Raw genomic sequence first — 20,201 nt, forward strand, 5'->3', positions numbered from 1 at the left:
GAGACGAGTTTACTTGATGGCGCGAATGGCTTCCCAATCAGCCTTCTCATAACCGAAATCCTCAAAGGCGACCTTTTCCAGAACCGTCTTTTCAAAATCAGCCTTGTCAACTTCAACCACGTTCAAGCCGCGCTTCTTGAAGTCCTCGACCAGTGCGGTTTCCCGATCCGCGATGATCTTCGTCGTGCGGGCGGCGGCTTCGAGCATGACCTCCCTGAAGATCTTGCGATCTTCTTCCGACAGGCTCGCCCAGCGGGTCTTGGAGACGACAGTGTTGAGATGGTCGACGATATGGCCGCTCAGCACGATGTTCTTCTGAACTTCATAGAACTTCTTGGCCTCAATCGTCGTCAAAGGATTTTCCTGGGCATCGACGGTGCCGTTCTGAAGCGCGAGATAGACTTCAGCGAAGGCAATTGGCGTTGTATTGGCGCCACAGGCACGCGGCATGGCGAGATAAGCCGGCACGTCCGGCACGCGCATCTTCAAGCCTGCCATATCGGCGCATTTGGTGATCGGCTTGTTGGAGGTCGTGTGGCGTGTTCCGTAATAGCTGACCGCCGTAATGATGTTGCCTGTCTTGTCTTCATAGCCCTTGGTCAGGCGCTTGAAGACATCGCTCTTGGTATAGGCAAGCAGATGGGCAGGGTCGCGGAAGATGTACGGGAAATAGGTCACCCCGATCGGCTTGTAGTCGCGCGCCGCAAAACTCGAGCCGGAGATGATCATATCAACCGTTCCGAGCTTGAGGCCCTGGTTGATATCGGCTTCCTTGCCGAGCTGGGATGCCGGGTAAACGTCGATCTTGTAGCGGTTGTTGGTGCGCTTGGCGATTTCGCCAGCCGCCCACACAGATTCCGTGTGGAACGGTTCCGATGTCTCGTAGACATGCGCCCATTTGAGCACGGTCTGTGCCTGCGCGCTCAATGCCGATGCCATTGTTATGGCGGCTGCGCCGATAAGTAGTTTCCATCTGAATGTCATTGATTCCTCCCGAATAACGTCAGATTGAGTGTTCAGGTCCGCGAGCCCTCGACACGCGGTCAGTCTTCTCTCGCCGGCTCCTCCCCGAAGCTTTCAGAGAATCGTCTTTGCGACTGCGTCAGGTGCAGCCGCATGGCTTCGCGCGCGCCGGCGGGGTCTTTGGCCCGGATGGCATCGCGGATTGCCTCGTGCTCCTGCAGCGCCAGCCGCCATGTATGCGGACCTTCAAAATAGCTCGCCAACTTCTCGAAATAAGGCGAGATGCGGCTGTCATAGATCAGGCCGGTGAAACGGTTCAGCGCGCTATTGCCGATAATGTCTGTGATTGCGGTATGGAAGGCCCTGTCGCAGGCAAGCGCCCGGGCCGGAATGGTAAGGGCTGCTTCCATCTGAGCAAGAATGACATCAAGCCGAGCCACACCCGCCGGCGTCGCGCAGCGGGCGGCCTCTTCGGCAATGGCACTTTCAACAATGCAACGCGCCTGCAGGATTTCAAAAGGTCCGTCGCTATCCTCGTCCGGCAAAATGGCCGTGGGCAGCCGGGACTTGCCGGAGATATAGACGCCCGACCCCATGCGTATCTGGACACGACCCTCGACCTCAAGGACGATCAGCGCCTCGCGCACGGTCGGCCGCGAGACCCCGAAACGTTCCGCCAACTCACGCTCGGCCGGCAGACGCTCCCCTGCCGGAAGCTCGCCGCTATCGATGAGCATGCGGATCTGTTCCGCGACCTGCCTGTAAAGGCGGCGCGGCTCCATAGCCACAAACATGAAATCCTCCCGGCGCCAGTTCCTCCCAGGCGCCTCTTGTCAGGTTGTCTTACCAATTCCCTTTCGTCAATAGTCGCACCCAATTTTTCTGTCCGAACTCAAAGTAGGGACGTCAGACACCCTTCTTAGTCCCGCGGCCATTCGACATGGAACTGCGCTGCAAGCACCTCAAAGGCTTGTCTGGTCGCCGGATCGATGTGAACGCCATGAGCCTCTCGCTCTGCTGCCACCTGCCATTCGCGGTCACCGGGCGCCATGAGCGTGCAGTCTTCTCGAGCCGGCGAAGTCCTGAGAATTTCGAGATACCGGGTCATGCCCGCCTCGAATGTCTGGCGCTCGCCGAAGGCTTCGGGCAAAATAGCCAAAACAAAGGCACCGAGTCCGCGCGGGGACGCAAAATCCGGCCCCATCATCGGAGCAATATCGAAGCTCAACCGCATGCCTGTCAGCACGGCGCTGAAGATTTCCGCCAGACCGGCCAAGCCCGCTCCCTTGAACCCGAACTCGCCGCCGAGAGGCGCCAGCATTTCGACTGCTTCGGGATCGCGCGTGTCGCGACCGACTCCATCTGAGGCAACTCCTTCGGGAAGCGGCGTTCCGGTGCTGCGGTAAAGCAGGACCCGGTTGAAGGGAACGGCACTGGTTGCCATGTCAAGAAGCCAGGGGTTTTGTCCCGCGGCTGGAACTGCCATGGAGATCGGATTGGTGCCATGGAACCGTGACGCACCGCCGTGCAAGCGCACAAAGCTGTCGGAATTACAGAAGGCGAGGCCAATCAAGCCCTGCCTTGCGGCTTCCATCGCATAGGCGCCGGCCGGTCCAAAATGCGAGCTGTTGCGAATGGCAACGGCGCCGATGCCGAACTGCCGTGCGAGCGCCATTGCCCGATCCATAGCGTGATAGGTCGCGAGAGCGCCGTGCGCATTATCGGCGTCCAGTGTTTCCACCGCGCCAAAGCCGCCTGCTTTGGTCAGCTTCGGTTTTTTGTTGATCCGCCCTCCCGACAAGGCCGTCACATAATGCGCCAGCAGACGTACGCCGTGACTGTCGACGCCGTGGCGGGTGCCGTGCATCATCGCACGCGTCGCCGCATCGGCCGTGGCCTGGTCGGCTCCACAGGCGAGGAAAACCTCGCGGCAAAAGCGGTCGAGTTCGGCAAGCGGCACAATCGATTTTGTTTCGTTCTGCACTATGCCGATGTCCTCAGGTGAATAATGTCTTATGCACACACTAGACATTATTTGCGTGAGGTGCAATCCATGCCTTGGCCGATACTTCTGCCGGAAAACAGTCGAGGAAGAGACAGGTGCAGAACATTTCTCCGAAACTGTATCGGCGAGCTTTTGACGTCTTGGCGGGGGAAATCAGCGCAGGAAATCTGACATCTGGAAGCCGGCTAACTGAATCCGGCCTTGCAAACCGCTTCGGCATCAGCCGTGCGCCCGCGCGCCTGGCCTTGTCAGAGCTCGAAAGTCGCGGCCTCGTTCGCAAATCCGCGGTGCGCGGCTACGAAGTCCTAGCGCTTTCTGGTGGACCCGCTTTCGAAGCCACGACGTCTGACCGGATCGGCGCGGATCAGCAGTTCACGGCAAGGCTTCAATTTCTTCCAAGCTGGGAGCTGATCTATCCCGAGATCGAACTGGAGGTTGTGTCACGGACGTCCTTGACCAGTTGGCGTATCAACGAAGTCGCGCTTGCCAAGGCTTATGATGTCAGCCGCACGGTGGCGCGCGAAGTGATGGCAAGGCTGCAGCAGCGCGGCATCGTACAAAAGGATGAGAAGGGCCGCTGGCAGGCTCCGGCTCTGACGACGAAGCGAATAGACGACCTTTACGAACTGCGCTGGGTCTTGGAGCCCCTGGCTCTCGAAAAGGCATTCCCCCAGCTGCCACCTGGACTTGCCTCGCGGCTTAGCGCCAATGTCCAGGCGGCTCATTCGGCATTCGGAACCGTAGCGGGGGAAAAGCTCGACGCGCTAGAGCAGGAATTGCATGTCGAGCTGCTCAGTTATTGCGGTAATGAAGCGCTTATGCAGGCACTCAGCCTGCCGCAGGGCCTGCTTGTCGCGCATCATTTTCTTTACCAGGCAACGTCAGCCTTGTTTGAAACCGAACCATTCCTTCCCGAGCACTTGGACGTTCTCGACCATCTGGCGGCAGGCAACATCCGGGCTGCCAAGGCGGCGCTCATCCGTCACCTGAAGATTTCTCGCGAACGAGCGATGATGCGGATCCACTCCGTGGCCAGCACCCTGTCGCCGCGCGACCTGCCCTATCTCGAACCAGCCAGCCCATCGAAGCCAGATCAAACATAGGATAGGGAGGAGACCATCCATGAAAATCCAATCCGTCGAACCATTCATCCTGCATCTTCCACTGACCTCCGACTCCATATCCGATTCCACCCACAGCATTACCCATTGGGGCGTCGTCGGCGCCGTCGTCACCACGACGGACGGGCTGAAGGGCTATGGCTTTACCGGCACGCATGCGCATCTGGCATCGGATCGGCTGATCACCGCCTGTATCCGCGATTGCTATGCTCCTTTGCTGATCGGCGAGGACGCATCAGACACCACGCGCCTCTGGACGAGGCTTGCCCGTCATCCGGCACTGCAATGGGTGGGACGCGCCGGTATCACCCATCTGGCTCTGGCCGCCGTCGATGTCGCGCTCTGGGATCTCAAGGCGAAAAAAGCGCAAGTGCCGCTTTGGAGCTATCTTGGCGGCGCCCGTACTGAAAGACTGGAAGCCTATAACACCGATATCGGCTGGCTTTCCTTCTCGCTGGACGAACTGCTGGCCGGCGCAGCGCGGGCCGTGGAAGAAGACGGTTTCACACGCATCAAGGTCAAGGTCGGCCATGACGACCCAAACTTCGATATCAAGCGGCTCGAGGCTGTTCGAAAGCGACTGGGGGAAACGATTCGGGTCGCCATCGACGGCAATGGCAAATGGGACTTGCCGACATGCCAGCGGTTCTGCGCCCGTGCCCGTGATCTCGACATCTACTGGTTCGAGGAGCCCCTCTGGTATGACGATATTGCCAGCCATGCGGCCCTTGCTCGCAACACACCAATCCCGATCGCGCTTGGCGAACAGCTTTACAGCGTCGACGCCTTCCGGTCCTTCATTGCCGCTGGCGCGGTTGCCTATGTGCAGCCGGATGTTACACGGCTCGGTGGAGTGACTGAGTATATTCAGGTGGCGGATCTGGCCTTGGCGCATCGGCTGCCGGTCGTTCCCCATGCCGGTGAGATGAGCCAGGTGCATGTGCATCTAAGCTATTGGCATCCGGCCTCAACCGTTCTCGAATACATTCCGTGGATCAAGGATCATTTCGCCGAGCCGGCTAATGTCCGTGACGGGATATTCCGGCGCCCCGAACAGCCCGGCGCCAGCACCACCATCCTCGCCGAAAGCTTCGAGCGCTACGGCAAGAGCTTGAACTGATTGTCGTATACAGGTGATGAAGCACGGCTGCCCTTACCAAGTGGCAGCCGGCGCCTACATAGGCTGTTGTCACAACAGATCAGGCACCAATGCTTCTTTCCCTGCGCAACGTCAGCAAGACCTATGCCACGCCCGAGGGAAAGATCGAGGTCCTGAAAGGCATCGATTTCGACCTGCCAGCTGCGCAAAGCGTCGCTTTGACCGGGGAATCGGGGAGCGGCAAGAGCACGCTTCTTCACCTTGTTGCGGGTCTCGATCAGCCGGACAGTGGTCAGATTCTGGTTGCGGGCCGTGATATCGCCGGCCTTGGCGACCGTGGCCGGGCCGCTTATCGCCGATCGGACGTGGGTTTGATCTTCCAGCAGTTCAATCTCATCCCGTCGCTGGATGTCGCAGCCAATATTTCGTTCCACGCACGGCTGGCCGGACGGCAAGACACGACCTGGGAAACGCAACTCATCGAAACGCTGGGGCTCACGTCGCTCATGAGGCGCTATCCGGAGCAGCTTTCCGGTGGCCAGCAGCAGAGGGTCGCAATCGCCAGAACGTTGGCCGCGCGCCCGGCTCTGGTCCTGGCCGACGAACCGACCGGCAATCTCGACGAGACGACGGGCGACACGGTGCTCGGCCTGATGCTGTCGCTGACAAAGAGCAGCGGCGCGGCGCTGCTGATGGTCACCCATTCACCGAGGCTTGCCCTTATGCTTGACGGCAGTGTCCTGCTGCGCAGCGGAAGGATCGCCTGATGTACTGGGCCGCAGCGACGGCTTTGCTGTCTCACTGGCGGCGCCACCCCGTTCAGCTTGCGACGCTCCTGCTGGGCCTGGCGCTTGCCACGGCACTCTGGTCAGGCGTCCAGGCCATCAACGCCGAGGCGAGGGCCAGCTATGGGCGCGCGGCGTCAGTCCTCGACCAGAATAGGCTGGCACAACTGGTAGAGCGGGATGGTGATCTCATCTCGGCTGATCGTTACGCCCTGTTGAGAAGAGACGGCTGGAATGTTTCGCCGGTCATCGAGGGCGATGTGCGGTTTGGACGAGAGAGGATCCGGCTGATCGGCATCGACCCTCTGACAATGCCGCCCGAAGGCCAATCGGTCGAAACAGCGGAGGCGCAGGATCTGTTCGACTTCCTGTCGCCGTCGGGCCTTCTGATCGTTTCGCCTGCCACAGCGGAAAGGCTGGAGGGCCAAACGGCAATGAAGCTCAAGATTTCCGGGCAGATGCCGGATGGCGCGGCGTTTGCCGATATCAGCATTGCCGACCGTCTGCTTGCCCGCAACGGCGGGCTGAGCCGGCTGGTGGTCGCGCCGGAACAGGCGCTGGATCTTGGCCGTCTCGATCAACTGGCACCAGGCCTCACGGTTCGCCAGGCGGGCGACCGTCCGGATGTGGCGCAATTGACTGACAGCTTTCACCTCAACCTGACGGCCTTCGGCTTCCTCGCCTTCGCCGTTGGCTTGTTCATCGTTTATGCCGCGATTGGCCTTGCCTTTGAGCAAAGACGAAGCACGCTGCGGACCTTGCGCGCGCTCGGGCTGTCGCTGAGTGCCGTAACCGTCACGCTGATGGTGGAGATCCTTGTTCTCGCTCTTGTCGCTGGGCTGACGGGCGTCGTGATCGGCTATGGCATGGCCTCGCTGCTCCTGCCGGGCGTCGCGGCAACCCTTCGAGGTCTTTATGGAGCAGACGTACCCGGCACACTGTCGCTGCGCCCCGAATGGTGGGCTACGGGCTTGGGCATGGCGATTGCCGGGACGATGATCTCTTCCGCGCAGAGCCTGTGGCGAGTGCGCAATATGCCGCTGCTGGCCACGGCACAACCACGCGCCTGGGCACGCGCATCGGCACGAAGCGCCCGATTTCAGCTCGTGGCCGGACTGCTGCTCATTGCCGTGGCTCTCACCCTCAGCTTCACCGGCAAGGGCCTGGCCGCAGGCTTTGGCGTACTTGCCTGCCTTCTGCTAGGAGCAGCGCTCCTGCTTCCCGCCATACTCTCCGGGTTTCTGTCGATCATGCAGGGCAGATCCTCTCATCCACTTGCAGCCTGGTTTTGGGCCGACACTCGGCAGCAGCTTCCGGGATTGTCGCTCGCCTTGATGGCGCTTCTTCTGGCGTTGGCAGCCAATGTCGGCGTCGGTACCATGGTATCGAGTTTCCGGCTGACCTTTGTCGGCTGGCTTGATCAGCGGCTGGCGGCCGAGCTTTACGTGACGGCACGGGATGAGGACGAAGCGTCGAGGCTGCGAATTTGGCTTATGGACCGCGCCACGACCGTGCTGCCGATCTGGAATGTGGAGGGAGAGGTTCTCGGCGAAACCCTGCAGATTTATGGCGTTGCCAACGATCCCACCTACCGCGATCACTGGCCGCTCCTGCGGGGAGAAAAGGATGTCTGGGATCAGATCGCAACGGGGCGGGGCGCTCTGGTGAACGAACAGCTCTGGCGTAAGAAGGGCGTAGAGATCGGTGATCAGCTGCCTTTGCCCGGCGGGTGGAGCGTTTCGATCGTCGGCATTTATTCCGATTACGGCAATCCCAAGGGCCAGGTCATCATCGGCATCGACAAGCTGGCCGAGCATTATCCCGACGTGTCACGGCTGCGATATGGCATCCGCGCTTCGCCTAAGGCGGTTCCAGCCCTTAAGGAGCAGCTGACGGGTGAGTTCAGGCTGCCTTCCGAAAATGTCGTGGATCAAGCTTCCCTGAAACAGCAATCGCGCGGAGTCTTCGAGCAGACCTTTGCCGTAACGGGCGCATTGAACATTTTCACGCTGGCGGTTGCCGGCTTTGCTATGTTTGCCAGCCTGTTGACCCTGTCGGGCATCCGTTTGCCCCAGCTTGCGCCGGTATGGTCGATGGGCGTCACCCGCCGCGACCTGGTTGCCTTCGAAATCGCCCGGACGCTCGCTCTGTGGCTGGCGACATTCATTGCCGCACTGCCGGTCGGCCTAGCGCTCGCTTGGGTGCTGCTGTCGATCGTCAATGTGGAAGCCTTCGGCTGGCGCCTGCCCATGCATGTCTTTCCCGCCGACTGGCTTCAGCTCGGGCTGGTGGCCTTGGCGGCAGCAGGCTTATCGATCCTGATCCCGCTCCGGCGCCTGATGGCGGTCGGTCCATCCGAGCTCCTGAGGACATTCGCCAATGAACGCTAGATCGGGTTCGTCTGTCTGGCTGGTCGCCCTCATGTTTCTGCTGGCCCTGACGGGCGGCAGTCGCTCTCAGGGCTTTGCCGGGCTCGGCACCAATGCGGAAGGTTTTTCCGTTCCGAGGCCGGGCCAGGCCTTTCGCTTTCCCGCCGATCATGGGCCGCACCCGGACTTCCGCATCGAGTGGTGGTATGTGACGGCCAATCTCCAATCCGCTGACGGGGCGCAGTTCGGCGTCCAGTGGACGCTGTTCCGTTCGGCGCTCGCGCCCAAGACCGAGGCGGGCTGGGCCGACCCGCAGATCTGGATGGGGCATGCCGCCCTGACCACCAAGGACCGCCATTATTCTTCCGAAAGGCTGGCGCGTGGCGGCGTCGGCCAGGCAGGCGTGGTTCCCGAACCCTTTTCCGCCTGGATCGACAGTTGGCAGATGAAGGGCGTGCAAGGCAGCAGCGGTCCTCTCAACAACCTTGACTTGACTGCCAGCGGAAAAGACTTTGGCTACCAACTCTCTCTTTCGGCGAAGGGGCCGCTGGTGCGGCAGGGAGATCAGGGTTTTTCGGTCAAGTCTGCAGGTGGGCAGGCGAGCTTTTATTATTCCCAGCCTTTCTACGATGTCTCCGGTATTGTCGACGTCGCGGGCAGGGCAGTTCCCGTCAAGGGAAAGGCCTGGCTTGATCGGGAATGGTCCTCACAGCCGCTGGCGGCAAATCAGACAGGATGGGACTGGTTTTCGCTGCATCTCGATACGGGGGAAAAAATCATGGCATTCCGGCTGCGCGACGAGAAGGGCGGCTATACGTCCGGGAACTGGATTTCCGCGGATGGCCAACCCAGCGCCTTGCCTCCCGGATCCCTGGAGCTAACGCCGCTCAGTAGTGTTTCGGTTGGTGGACGGGATGTGCCCGTCGCTTGGCGTGTGAGGATCCCGCAGCGCAGCTTCGATGTTACTACGACGGCGCTCAACGAGCAGGCGTGGATGCCGACAAGGACGCCTTATTGGGAAGGCCCGATCAGCTTTCAGGGCACTGCTTCGGGACGAGGCTACCTGGAAATGACTGGCTATTGAACGCACTCGTTCCATCCTCAAATCGTTTTCTCCACCTGTGGAACTGCGGAGACGAAAATCGGTTAGACGCCTCCGAACCTGCAACAGAAGCCTTGCAGATATCCCGCTGCGAGCCAATGATGACCCTATGGAAATTGTCCTTGGATGTGCTTGTCAGTGTTGAAGCAAGACCTGCCGGATGGAGGAACTGAGGAGATAAAATGGCCGCGCTGAGCTTCCGACATGGCCCTGCGTGGCTCTTCAAGATCGGGGCGCTTTTTGCAGCCCTGGGTATGGCCGCAGCCATCGGCTGGGTCAGGCAGCCAAGAGAATACCGCGTCGATCCGCCCATATCCGCTGCGCTGGAACAAATCCGCCTGATGCCTAATACGATCAGTGGCGCGCCGCCGGAAGTCTATTTTGCGCTCAACCAAACCTACGAGACGGGCGGCTTCGACCTCAGCCAGGGTAAGCGTTTTTATACGTGGTTCGGCTGCGCCTCCTGTCACGGCGACGGCAGGGGTGGATCCGGGCCTTCCTTTATGGACGGATGGTGGCTTTACGGCCCCTCCATGGTATCGATTGTTTCGTCCATTCGCGACGGCCGGCCGCATGGCATGCCCGCCTTCAAGAACAAGATGACGATCGACGAAATCTGGCAGCTATCCGGATACATCAAGTCGATCGGCGCCTACAAAGCCAGCGTCTCGGCCCCTAGCCGCAACGACGACCGAAATACACGTCCCGCCGAAAATCGGGCGCCGGCTGCGACACTGTTCGAAGAAGGTCCCAATCCCGTTCATCCTGACCAAGGACCCTCACCTTGAAGACAAGCCGCTTCCTGTTCCCGCTCCTGGTATTGCTTTCGGGATGCAGCGGCGGCGTTCAGTCGGCGCTCAATGCTCAAGGGCATTCGGCCGTTGCGCTGAAGGATCTAATCATCTTCATCGTGCTGGTCTGTACCGCCGTCTGGCTGGCTGTCGTCCTCGTCATGGCCTGGGCGCTGATGCGCCGCCATAAGCGGCAGGAAGGGGAGGCGGCCGAGCGAAAGATGACGATCGCCGTCTCAGTCGCAATCGTTATGACCGTCCTGATCGTCGGCGTGCTGACCTTCGCGAGTTTCCTGACCACCCGAAGCCTTTACAGCGGGACGGACGCGACCGTGACGATCCGGGTGCGGGCGCAGCAGTGGTGGTGGCAGTTCATCTACGACAATGCCGACCCGTCGATCGCCTTCCAGACGGCCAATGAGTTTCACATTCCAGTCGGCAAGGACGTCCGCCTGCAGCTCGAAGCGGTGGACGTCATCCACTCCTTCTGGGTCCCGAGCCTAGCCGGCAAGCAGGATAATATTCCCGGCCGCGAGAATGTCCTGACTCTGCGGGCGGACAAACCGGGGGTCTATCGCGGCCAGTGCGCGGAGTTCTGCGGCCTGCAGCATAGCCATATGGCCTTCCTGGTGGTGGCCGAGGAAGAGGCCGATTATCAGCGCTGGGCGGCGCAACAGCGGCAGGCCGCTGTCCAGCCGGTGAGCGCCGAGGCTGCCGCGGGCAGGGACGTGTTCATGTCCAAACCCTGCGCCGCCTGCCACACGGTCCGCGGCACCCAAGCATCCGGCACCAGTGGCCCCGATTTAACGCATGTGGGAAGCCGCAGCACGATTGCCGCCGGATTGCTCGAGACCACGCGCGGCTCGCTTGCAGCGTGGATCGCCGACCCGCAGACGCTGAAACCTGGAAACAACATGCCGATCGTGCCGCTGACCAGCGACGAGTTGCGGCAGATCTCCGCCTATATGGAGGGCCTGAAGTGATGCAGGAGGAGCAGTCCGGCCCGCCCATGGACACGGATCTTGACGACCGCGAGCTCGAAAGCCGGTTGGCCAAGACCTGGAGCACGCGTCCGGGCTTCTGGGGGAAGATCGCCTGCGTCGACCACAAGGTCGTGGCGCGGCGCTATATCTTTACCGCCTTCGTCTTCCTGATGCTCGGCGGCCTGCTGTCGCTGGCGATGCGCCTGCAATTGTCTCAGCCCGAAGCGCGTTTCATCAGTCCCGATCGATATAACCAGATCTTCACCATGCACGGCACGAACATGATGTTCCTGTTCGCCGTGCCAGTGATGGAGGCGATGGCTGCCTATCTCGTTCCCCTGATGGTTGGCACCCGCAATATCGCCTTCCCGCGGCTCAACGCCTTTTCCTACTGGATATTCCTGATCGGCGGCCTGCTGCTCTGGCTTGCATTTGCGCTCGACGCTGCTCCCGATGTCGGCTGGTTTGCCTATGTTCCCTTGTCCGGACCGCAATACAGCCCAGGCAAGCGGACGGATCTTTGGGCGCAGATGATCACCTTCACCGAGCTGTCGGCGCTTGCCGTCGCCGTGGAAGTGGTGGTCACCGTCTTCAAGCAGCGCGCACCGGGCATGTCGCTCGATCGAATCCCTGTTCTAGTCTGGGCCATGCTCGTCATGTCCTTTCTGGTGATCCTGGCCATGCCGGCGATCATGTTTGGAAGCTCGACGCTTATTCTCGATCGGCTTGTGGGAACGCAGTTCTACAATCCGGCGGAAGGCGGCGATGCGCTGCTGTGGCAGCACCTTTTCTGGTTCTTCGGGCACCCGGAAGTGTACATCGTCTTTCTGCCGGCGGTCGGCATGGTTTCCACTATATTGCCGGCCTTCGTCGGTCGGCCCCTTTACGGCTACATGCTGCTGGTTATGGCTCTGATCACAACGGGTATCCTGTCATTCGGGCTCTGGGTGCATCACATGTTCACCGTTGGACTGCCGCGTTTAGGCGAAAGCTTCTTTACCGCCTCCAGCATGGCAATCGCCGTACCGGCCGGCATCCAGATCTTCTGTTGGCTGGCGACGCTTTGGGCCGGTAAGCCGGTCTACAAGACGCCGCTGCTGTTCATCCTCGGCTTCATCTTTACCTTCGTCATGGGTGGAATGACCGGCGTCATGGTGGCCTCGGTGCCTTTCGACACGCAGGTGCATGACACTTATTTCGTGGTCGCGCATTTCCACTACGTCTTGATCGGCGGCGCTGTCTTCCCGCTGATTGCCGCCATCTACTATTGGTTTCCGAAGATGACCGGACGGATGATGAGCGAGCGGCTGGGGCGATGGTCATTCTGGCTGATCTTCATCGGCTTCCACCTGACATTCTTCCCCATGCACATCCTTGGTCTTTGGGGCATGCCGCGCCGTGTCTACACCTATCAGCCGGAACTGCCCTGGGCGTCCTTGAACCTGTTCGTCAGCCTCAGCTCGCTCATCTTGGCATCGGGCTTCCTGATCTTTTTCATTGATGCGATCAAAAGCTGGCGGAGCGGCCCGCCGGCCGGTGCCAATCCCTGGAATGCATCGACGCTGGAATGGGCCACGTCCTCGCCGCCGCCGCCCTACAATTTCCGGCGGATACCCGTGGTTTCCGCCCGCGATCCCTTCTCACCCGGCAATGATGAGCTAACCGTGGCGACGGGATTGAGGACTGATCGGCGCGAGGTGCTGGTGACCACCATTGTCGAAGCCCTCCCGGAGGCACGCGAGTCATCTGCAACGGATTCTGTCTGGCCTTTCTGGGCGGCAATTGCCACGTCGATCATGCTGATCTGGTCGATCTTCTCTCCTTGGGCGGTCGTGTGGGGTTCCATCCCAATTGCCGTGGCTCTCATCGGGTGGTTCTGGCCCAAAGGCGAAGCGGAGGATGAATCGTGAAGGATCTCGTCGTCCTCGACGTCTCGAAACTGCCCTTGCATGGCACGGGCATGGCCAGCCCGACCTGGTGGGCCACCTGCACTTTTATGCTGATCGAGGGCATGGGCTTCGGATTGGCGATCGCTGTTTACTTCTACCTCATGAGCCTGGCGCCCCAATGGCCGATCGGTGCACCGCCGCCCGATCTTTTCGCCGGCGCCTGCCTCACGGTCCTTCTCGTCGCCAGCATCATCCCGAACATCCTCGTGTCGCGCTGGGCCCGCCGGCGGGAACTCAAGAAGGTGAAGATCGGGCTGTTGATCATGTCCTTCTTCGGGATCGTGCCACTGGTCTTCCGCATTTTTGAGTTTCCGGCTTTGAACGTGAGTTGGGATGACAATGCCTACGGCTCGATCGTCTGGACCATCCTCGGACTGCACACGACGCATATCCTCACCGATCTTGTCGACACGCTCGTGCTGACGGCCCTGATGTTTTCCCGACACGGCGACAATACCCGACGCTATGGCGACGTCGAAGACAACTGCCTGTATTGGAACTTTGTCGTCATTGCCTGGCTTCCACTCTATGGCTGTCTTTATTGGGTGCCGCGCCTATGAGTTCCGAAACAGCAAGATATACCAGTCTGATCCTGCCGCCCGGCGCCTGGTTGATGACGACGCAGTTGGGGCAGATGCTTCCCTATGTCGATTGTCTGGAAAAAACCCACTGGACCGCCTTCACCGCCTTCGCGGCTGTTTTCCTGGCAGCGGCTGGCGGTTTGCTGGGATGGAAGAGTTATAGCGCGGCAGCGTCTCGGACCGCTCGTTTCGTCAGCGGCTTCGGCATTTTCTTCGGCTGTGCGATCGGTTTTGCTTTGCTCTTGCAGGGAGCGGCAAGCCTGCTGCTGAACGAATGCGAACGCTGACCGCTTTCATACTGCTTTTCTTACAGGTCCATGCAGCAAGCGCACATGGCAATGAACCGCACGGTTCCCGTCTGCCCTGGACCTTCGACGCCTGGATCGTGCTTCCCATTGTCGTAACCGGAGCTCTTTATGCCATGGGTTCCTTACGGCTCTGGCAGCGATCGCAGAAACCGGCAAAGATTATGCTTCGCTCGTCCCTGTTTTTTTGGATCGGTTTGCTGACCCTCTTTCTAGCCCTGGCTTCGCCCCTGCATTTCATGGGAGAGCACCTGTTCACCTTCCATATGATCGAGCACGAGATCGTCATGGCGGTGGCCGCCCCTCTTCTTGTGCTCGCGCGACCGATCGGCGTGCTGCTTTGGGGGCTTCCGAGACGAATACGCCGTCTTTTTGCGCAGGCCTTGAAAAGTAGGCTAGTACGGAACACTTGGGACATGGCCAGCCGCGGATCAAGCGCCACGGGGCTGCACGGCCTGGCGATCTGGGCATGGCATGCTCCCGTCCTGTTCGACGCGACGGTGACCAATATTGCCGTTCACCGACTGCAACATCTGAGCTTCTTTCTGACGGCAATCGTCTTCTGGTGGTCCGTGATCTGGCGCTGTAGCCGGGGACTTGGGGCATGGCACCTGTTCGTGACCATGCTGCATACAAGCGTGCTCGGCGCATTGATCGCCCTTGCGCCAAACCCTGTTTATCGGGCGCAAACGAGGATGGCACCGGAATGGGGTTTGACACCGCTGGAGGACCAGCAATTGGCTGGCATCATCATGTGGGTTCCGGGCGGGATTATCTATGCGGCGGCGGCGCTGTGGATGCTTGCCGTGTGGATCCATGGCGCCAGCAGGGGAGGGGTGCATGAACACCGCTACCACCCACTTTAGCACCTATCTCGGCTGGTCTGCCGCAGCGCTGGCTATTCCGCTTGTTGCGATAGGCGTGAACCTGGCAAAGGATCGAGCGCAACGGCAATCAGTTGCCATTGCCATGACCGGCGGCGACCCCGCACAGGCTCCCGCTTTGTTTCGGCGCTACGGATGCGGCGGCTGTCATGTCATCCCCGGCATCGCTGGGGCAGACGGCAAGGTAGCAGGTCCGCTCACGGATCTGCGCCAGCGCGTCTATGTCGGCGGGGTCGCTACCAATACACCGGAAAACCTCGTCCGCTGGATTGTCGAACCGCAAAGCTTCTCAGCTAATTCGGCCATGCCGGCCACCGGCATATCGGAATCCGAAGCAAAGCATCTGGCCGCCTATCTTTACGCTAAATAGCCGCAGTCAAGGTGCCGGCGTCAGCCGCGCCGGGAGTGATTTGATATAGCGCGCAATGGCATCGCGATCGCTCTGCGGCAGGAGCGCCGCATTGGAGACGACATCCGCCATGGATGAGCCGACGCGTCCATGTTCGGGAGTCACGCCGGTCTTCAGCATCTCGGCGATATCCTGCTCCGACCAATGGCCGATGCGATCGGGTGTGATATTCGGCACGAAGCCAGTCCCTTCGGGATCAGGACCGCCTGCAAAGCGGCTTTCCGGCTTTATCGCTCCGAGCATGTTGCGGGTGGAATGGCACTCGGCGCAGTGGCCCAGCGTTTCCACAAGATAACCACCACGGTCGTGAACCGCTTCACCGTTCATGACCGCCTCCGACCCACCTTGCTCGAAGAAAAGCAGCTTCCAGAACCCTATCCCGCGGCGGATGCGGAACAGCAGTGGCAGATCGTGCGAAGGCGGTCGGCCCGCCACCGGCGGGAGTGTGCGCAGATAGGCGTAGAGATCCCGGACGTCATCCAGCTTCATGCCCGTGTAGCTTGGATACGGGAAAGCCGGATAATAGTGCTGGCCTTTCGGAGATACGCCGCTGATCAAGGCGTTTCCTAGGTCGAACGCCGACCATGAGCCGATCCCGTCAACCGGATCGGGCGAGATGTTCGGAACCCTGAATGTTCCAAATGGCGATGCGAGGGCAAGCCCTCCGCCCAGCTTCAATCGGTCGGTCTGACCCGGCGTGGTATGGCACGAGGAACAATCTGCTGCCGTAAAGATGAGTTCACCCTTCACCGGATCGCCTGCTTCCAAGACCCGGTCCGGCTTGTCGAAACGAGGCACGGGATTTGTCAGACGCAAAGCGACCAGGGCCGCCGCCACCAGAACGATCAAGCCAAATGCCATCATCCAGCTCAGACTGATGGATCGCAACGGCTTCCAGCGACGATGACCGGAGACGATGCTGGATTGCGGGGAGGGCACGCTGTTCATCGGGATACTTCGCTGATGCTCGACCTGACAAATCCTGGCAGCCTCATGAAGTTCCCACACGGTTCGTGATTCTTCGACAGATCACCCAGCTAGACGTGCTGGAACTACTGTGGAAGCAGCGCGGCGATCGCCTTGATGAGACGCTCCTCCTGATAAGGCTTGTCCAGAACAGCATCGAACATGCCTGGATTGGCCCGGCCGATATCCCCCTGCGCGCCGCTCATCAGGATAATGGGAATGTCCTTGAGAGACATATCGGCCCGCATGGCCTGTGCCAGTTCCAGCCCCGTCATCAACGGCATCATGAAATCGGTGATCACCAGCGAAGGGCGCTTTTCCTTGGCGAGTTGAAGTGCTCCCAGGCCATGCGGCGCCGAAGCCACTTCATAGCCGGCATCCTCCAGCATCATGGCCAGCACGTCCGCGATCAGAAATTCATCTTCGGCTATGACGATCAGCGCCATGTCGCAGGCTCATGCTTTAACGCTGTCACTTGCTGTGCTCTCCAAAGGCTTCGCGACTCCAGTCGCTGCGCCCGTTACCGGCTGCAACGGAACCTCTACCCTGAGGCCGTTGTTCCCGATGCTGACTTCATGAATGACAGGTTCAAACGCACTATCCCTCATCTTCAGCACAGACAGGGTCTTTTTGTATCGCGAATTGACCTCTACCTGGCGCAGCATCACCAGATTATCGAGGAGACTCGAGACTTCCGATCCCGGCGCCGAAACCGTCGGGCCGAAGAGATCGCGCAATTCCCAAGTAGCGATCGTCGTCACATCAAGAGCCCGCAGCTCGTTGCTGAGGCTGGCAAAGAACTCCACCAGCCGCGGCGGATGAACGGCAGCGCGCTCGAAACCACCCAACCCATCAATGACAAGCCGCTTGACGCCTCGCGCCTTCACGGCGTCAATTAGGTTGTGACCGAGCTTGTCCAGAAGGTTCTCCGTCATCGGAGTCCAGATCATCTCCAGCGCGCCAGATGCAAGAAGCGGATCAAGCTCTAGACCTATATCCCGTGCTTTTAGCAGAAGCCGCGCCGGCGTCTCGTAGAAGCCGAAATGCAATCCCGGCTCTTGGGCGGTGGAGCAATTGAGGAAGCTCAAGCCAAGTGAGGTCTTTCCACAGCCTGAGGGACCGAAGACAAGCGTGACCGAGCTTGTCGTGAGCCCGCCTCCGATCACCGCATCCAAACCTTGGACGCCGGACGGGACGGGTGACGAAGACGGTTTGTTTTCCGTAGAAGGCCGACCAAGGGCAGCTTCAAGCCGTGGAAACACGCTAACACCGTCGGACCCGATTTCAAACTGATGGAACCCGCCTAAGGCCGGCGCTCCTCTCGACTTCTTGACCTGGAGGCGCCGAACCGAGCGTACACCTGAAAGCTCGTCGTGAAGCTCGATGACACCATCGACCATGGTATGTTCGGGACTATCGTCGGCTGCGCGGGTACTGGCCAGGAACAGGACGGTGCAGCCGACGAATGCGGCCTGGCTCTGTATTTCGGCAACAAAGGTTTTGGCATCGAGATCCGTGTCTGCCCGGTCCCGCGCATTGAGGAGTCCATCGAACACGAGCAGGCTCGCACCCTGTCTCGATATTTCCTTTCGGATCAACGACACCACCGCGGAAAGTCCTTGGTCTCGCAGGATCTGAAAGACGCTGACATAGGTGATGCCGGATCCGAGCTTGGTGCGGTCGAAGAAGGAAAGCGTCCCAAGCGCCTGGAACAGCCGTTCATGGGTTTCCGCCAGCAGCGTCACGTAAAGCACCTTGCGGCCTGTACTCACATTGGCAAACGCAACCTGATTGGACAAGATCGTCTTGCCAGCACCTGGCTGGCCCTGAACAATGTAAGACGCACCCTCTACAAGGCCACCGCCGAGAATTGGATCAAGTCCCGGAATCCCGGTCGTCAGTCGTGGAAGTGAGTGCGTCACGGATCTGCCCTGTTAATTGTATCGGGTTCACCGTAAGCTGCGGGGATGGATTTTCAAGCTGCCCCTAACAGTTAACTGCTGCGATACAGTCTTCGCGCGGCTTTTCCGTCACAACCCGAACCAACCTACCGAGGGCAGGGGGCATCAAAATACGCAAGCAGTTCGTCCAGCAGGAGTTCTGCCCGCATGGCGTCAACGGAGAATTTTCTGACCCCAGTATCTGTTGTCAAGATCAAGATGCCGAGATCCGGTTCTTGGGAAAGCCGAGAAAGACGCACATGCACAAGTTTTTCGGCGAATTCCTTCTTATGCATCATTTTTTCTCGACACCGAAGAATTTACACCCTAGGCCACGATAGTTTTATTTGTACCATACTATTACTTTCCCAACTTTGGTTTTACAATACTTAAATCTGCCTAAGACGCGGCTTTGGCAGGAAAAGGTACGTTCGATTTTCGCATTCTGCGCGCTAGTTCCACGCATCAGAGTGAGGGGCATGCTGATCCCTCAGCTCGCTGTGACAGCAGGTAAATCAGGAGTGCTCACGAAGATCGATCCGCTATGGGGACAGGACTGCGAAGCTGTTCAACTTCAAGCGCTTCCGAGTTCCGACAATCTTGCCAGTCTCGTTGCAATCCAGGATGAGATCGAGGCGACGGCGCAATTGGAACTGCGCCGCATACCGGCTGAAGCGCTTCATTGCACCATCCTGACACTGCTGCATCCGACTGCTCAGTTTGACCGGGGAAAATTCGATATCTGGAACGAATACGCGGAAAGATGGACGGCGGCTTTCTTGGACGTGGTCGCCGACACATTCAGTTTCGAACTCACGTTCGACAGGATCATCTGCTCTGAAATGGCCATTATCGTTACTGCGCCCGAGCTACCAGTTCTGCAGATGTTGAGGGAAAAGTTAGCAAACGCGGTGGACTACAAAGGGTGGCATCCAAATCCACCGGATATCGCCCATATCACGCTTTTTCGATATGCCGCGGAAGGTCCTATTCCGGCGATCAGAAGCTCCGGCAGCTTGCCTTTCGATATGCCGGTTCCCCGAATGCGGTTGATCAAGGAAAGCGTTTACCCCACGCTTCAGCATCAGATCGTGGGAGAGGTGGTGCTTGCTTGATTGGCGTTCATGTGCAGGCTGGGGTACCATGTGTCGACACCGACACCTTACACCCAGCGCCAGGCAGCTCATGGCGTAGCTGGCGTAAATATCTCAAGAAGGGACGGTCGCGAGGGCAAGAGTTCAGGGGGGACAAACTCTGATCGGGGACGGGGACGGCCCTCGCGACGCTGACCAAACGGCCAGCCCTAGAATTGGTTCCGCCTCGGATGCCAGCTTCGTTGGTGTCAGAGGCGGATGTCAGAATGAAGCAATGACCTCCGGTGCTTTCTTTATGACCTCGTTAGGCCCCATAGATAGCCAAGACCCGCTGCGAGACCCACAGCGGCAAGCGGCCTTTCCTTAATGGCGCTTTTGATCTGGTCCATCGTGGATCGAGTATCGTCGCCAAATTCGGCTCTGCTTGGATCCTGCCCACCCTGGTTGGGACCGGCGTGGCCCGATGGAATGCTGGTGATGGTCATGGAGACCGGATCGGATGCGGGGAAAGTATCTTTCAAACCCTTATCGAGATCACCTTTGTCCGCCTTTTTTCGTTGGCGGGCCTGCTCGAGTTTCATAGATTCAACTGCGGGTGAGATGGAAGGATTATCAGGCATGGCTTGTTCTCCGGTTCCTACGAGAAATCCCTAGTTGCCCGAGAAGTTCCATTATGCAGCAGGCTCGACAAGCGCATCTCATCCTTGCGACTGCCCGAAGCCAACCAGTGTGGCTGCAAGGTTGAATTGTCCGCCGTGGTGCAAAGTAGAAATGTCACTTTCAGCGCTCTACGGCTCGAGGATCAGCCCCGATCTGAGCGGCTGATCCCGGTTGCAAGATCAGATCGGGGCGGGT

General features: G+C 59.5%; 21 protein-coding genes. 13 read left to right on the plus strand and 8 right to left on the minus strand.

Annotation, left to right across the window (positions count from 1 at the left end):
- Positions 1 to 9 precede the first annotated feature (9 nt).
- The 3 genes from E2F50_RS20695 to E2F50_RS20705 all read right to left on the minus strand — a co-directional run bounded on the left by E2F50_RS20695 (position 10) and on the right by E2F50_RS20705 (position 2,947).
- Complete coding sequence (locus E2F50_RS20695; RefSeq protein ID WP_133318073.1) at positions 10 to 984, minus strand: sialic acid TRAP transporter substrate-binding protein SiaP; 975 nt, start codon at positions 982 to 984, stop codon at positions 10 to 12.
- A gap of 59 nt (positions 985 to 1,043) precedes the next feature.
- The gene (locus tag E2F50_RS20700; protein ID WP_133318074.1) at positions 1,044 to 1,757 is read right to left on the minus strand and encodes a FadR/GntR family transcriptional regulator; all 714 of its coding nucleotides are present in this window, start codon (positions 1,755 to 1,757) and stop codon (positions 1,044 to 1,046) included.
- A gap of 125 nt (positions 1,758 to 1,882) precedes the next feature.
- Positions 1,883 to 2,947, minus strand: a complete 1,065-nt coding sequence (locus tag E2F50_RS20705) for an Ldh family oxidoreductase (RefSeq protein ID WP_161974288.1) — start codon at positions 2,945 to 2,947, stop codon at positions 1,883 to 1,885.
- A gap of 116 nt (positions 2,948 to 3,063) precedes the next feature.
- Between E2F50_RS20705 and E2F50_RS20710 the strand changes: the two genes are divergently transcribed.
- The 12 genes from E2F50_RS20710 to E2F50_RS20765 all read left to right on the plus strand — a co-directional run bounded on the left by E2F50_RS20710 (position 3,064) and on the right by E2F50_RS20765 (position 15,307).
- Positions 3,064 to 4,071 carry a GntR family transcriptional regulator gene (locus E2F50_RS20710; protein WP_133318075.1) on the plus strand — a complete coding sequence of 336 codons (1,008 nt, stop codon included), beginning with the start codon at positions 3,064 to 3,066 and terminating at the stop codon, positions 4,069 to 4,071.
- Positions 4,072 to 4,090: 19 nt separating this feature from the next.
- Entirely contained in the window at positions 4,091 to 5,209 is a 1,119-nt protein-coding gene (locus E2F50_RS20715; protein ID WP_133318076.1) for a mandelate racemase/muconate lactonizing enzyme family protein, read from the plus strand.
- A gap of 89 nt (positions 5,210 to 5,298) precedes the next feature.
- Positions 5,299 to 5,955 (plus strand): ABC transporter ATP-binding protein, encoded by a 657-nt coding sequence (locus E2F50_RS20720; protein ID WP_133318077.1) that lies wholly within the window; start codon positions 5,299 to 5,301, stop codon positions 5,953 to 5,955.
- The gene (locus tag E2F50_RS20725; RefSeq protein ID WP_133318078.1) at positions 5,955 to 8,363 is read left to right on the plus strand and encodes an ABC transporter permease; all 2,409 of its coding nucleotides are present in this window, start codon (positions 5,955 to 5,957) and stop codon (positions 8,361 to 8,363) included. The genes E2F50_RS20720 and E2F50_RS20725 overlap by 1 nt, the downstream gene beginning before the upstream one ends.
- Positions 8,353 to 9,426, plus strand: a complete 1,074-nt coding sequence (locus tag E2F50_RS20730) for a lipocalin-like domain-containing protein (RefSeq protein WP_133318079.1) — start codon at positions 8,353 to 8,355, stop codon at positions 9,424 to 9,426. The genes E2F50_RS20725 and E2F50_RS20730 overlap by 11 nt, the downstream gene beginning before the upstream one ends.
- A gap of 200 nt (positions 9,427 to 9,626) precedes the next feature.
- Entirely contained in the window at positions 9,627 to 10,232 is a 606-nt protein-coding gene (locus E2F50_RS20735) for a c-type cytochrome (protein WP_133318080.1), read from the plus strand.
- Positions 10,229 to 11,218: a cytochrome c oxidase subunit II gene (gene coxB / locus E2F50_RS20740; RefSeq protein WP_133318081.1), complete on the plus strand. Its 990-nt coding sequence runs from the start codon at positions 10,229 to 10,231 to the stop codon at positions 11,216 to 11,218. The genes E2F50_RS20735 and coxB overlap by 4 nt, the downstream gene beginning before the upstream one ends.
- Before the next feature lie 26 nt (positions 11,219 to 11,244).
- Positions 11,245 to 13,128, plus strand: a complete 1,884-nt coding sequence (gene ctaD, locus E2F50_RS20745) for a cytochrome c oxidase subunit I (protein WP_425375411.1) — start codon at positions 11,245 to 11,247, stop codon at positions 13,126 to 13,128.
- Positions 13,125 to 13,727: a cytochrome c oxidase subunit 3 gene (locus E2F50_RS20750; protein WP_133318083.1), complete on the plus strand. Its 603-nt coding sequence runs from the start codon at positions 13,125 to 13,127 to the stop codon at positions 13,725 to 13,727. The genes ctaD and E2F50_RS20750 overlap by 4 nt, the downstream gene beginning before the upstream one ends.
- Positions 13,728 to 13,801: 74 nt before the next feature.
- The gene (locus E2F50_RS20755; RefSeq protein WP_245515516.1) at positions 13,802 to 14,035 is read left to right on the plus strand and encodes a hypothetical protein; all 234 of its coding nucleotides are present in this window, start codon (positions 13,802 to 13,804) and stop codon (positions 14,033 to 14,035) included.
- Positions 14,023 to 14,919: a cytochrome c oxidase assembly protein gene (locus E2F50_RS20760; RefSeq protein ID WP_133318084.1), complete on the plus strand. Its 897-nt coding sequence runs from the start codon at positions 14,023 to 14,025 to the stop codon at positions 14,917 to 14,919. Before E2F50_RS20755 ends, E2F50_RS20760 begins: the two co-directional genes overlap by 13 nt.
- On the plus strand, positions 14,894 to 15,307 hold the full coding sequence (locus E2F50_RS20765) for a c-type cytochrome (protein ID WP_133318085.1): 414 nt from the start codon (positions 14,894 to 14,896) through the stop codon (positions 15,305 to 15,307). The genes E2F50_RS20760 and E2F50_RS20765 overlap by 26 nt, the downstream gene beginning before the upstream one ends.
- Before the next feature lie 6 nt (positions 15,308 to 15,313).
- Here E2F50_RS20765 and E2F50_RS20770 read toward each other — a convergent pair whose 3' ends face one another.
- The 4 genes from E2F50_RS20770 to E2F50_RS20785 all read right to left on the minus strand — a co-directional run bounded on the left by E2F50_RS20770 (position 15,314) and on the right by E2F50_RS20785 (position 18,551).
- Positions 15,314 to 16,207, minus strand: coding sequence for a c-type cytochrome (locus E2F50_RS20770; RefSeq protein WP_133318109.1), 894 nt, complete (start codon positions 16,205 to 16,207; stop codon positions 15,314 to 15,316).
- Positions 16,208 to 16,398: 191 nt separating this feature from the next.
- Positions 16,399 to 16,758 carry a response regulator gene (locus E2F50_RS20775; protein ID WP_133318086.1) on the minus strand — a complete coding sequence of 120 codons (360 nt, stop codon included), beginning with the start codon at positions 16,756 to 16,758 and terminating at the stop codon, positions 16,399 to 16,401.
- A 9-nt stretch (positions 16,759 to 16,767) separates the two neighbouring features.
- Entirely contained in the window at positions 16,768 to 18,234 is a 1,467-nt protein-coding gene (locus E2F50_RS20780) for a DUF7125 family protein (protein ID WP_245515518.1), read from the minus strand.
- A 125-nt stretch (positions 18,235 to 18,359) separates the two neighbouring features.
- Positions 18,360 to 18,551, minus strand: a complete 192-nt coding sequence (locus tag E2F50_RS20785) for a hypothetical protein (RefSeq protein ID WP_133318087.1) — start codon at positions 18,549 to 18,551, stop codon at positions 18,360 to 18,362.
- 180 nt (positions 18,552 to 18,731) lie between these two features.
- On the opposite strand from E2F50_RS20785, the gene E2F50_RS20790 reads away from it, so the two are divergent.
- On the plus strand, positions 18,732 to 19,367 hold the full coding sequence (locus E2F50_RS20790) for a 2'-5' RNA ligase family protein (RefSeq protein ID WP_133318088.1): 636 nt from the start codon (positions 18,732 to 18,734) through the stop codon (positions 19,365 to 19,367).
- A 272-nt stretch (positions 19,368 to 19,639) separates the two neighbouring features.
- On the opposite strand, the gene E2F50_RS20795 is transcribed toward E2F50_RS20790, so the two are convergent.
- Positions 19,640 to 19,966, minus strand: a complete 327-nt coding sequence (locus E2F50_RS20795; RefSeq protein ID WP_133318089.1) for a hypothetical protein — start codon at positions 19,964 to 19,966, stop codon at positions 19,640 to 19,642.
- Between the last annotated feature and the right edge of the window lie 235 nt (positions 19,967 to 20,201).

Origin of the sequence: Rhizobium deserti, from assembly GCF_004358025.1 — a bacterium.
In the GTDB taxonomy this organism is placed as follows: domain Bacteria; phylum Pseudomonadota; class Alphaproteobacteria; order Rhizobiales; family Rhizobiaceae; genus Neorhizobium; species Neorhizobium deserti.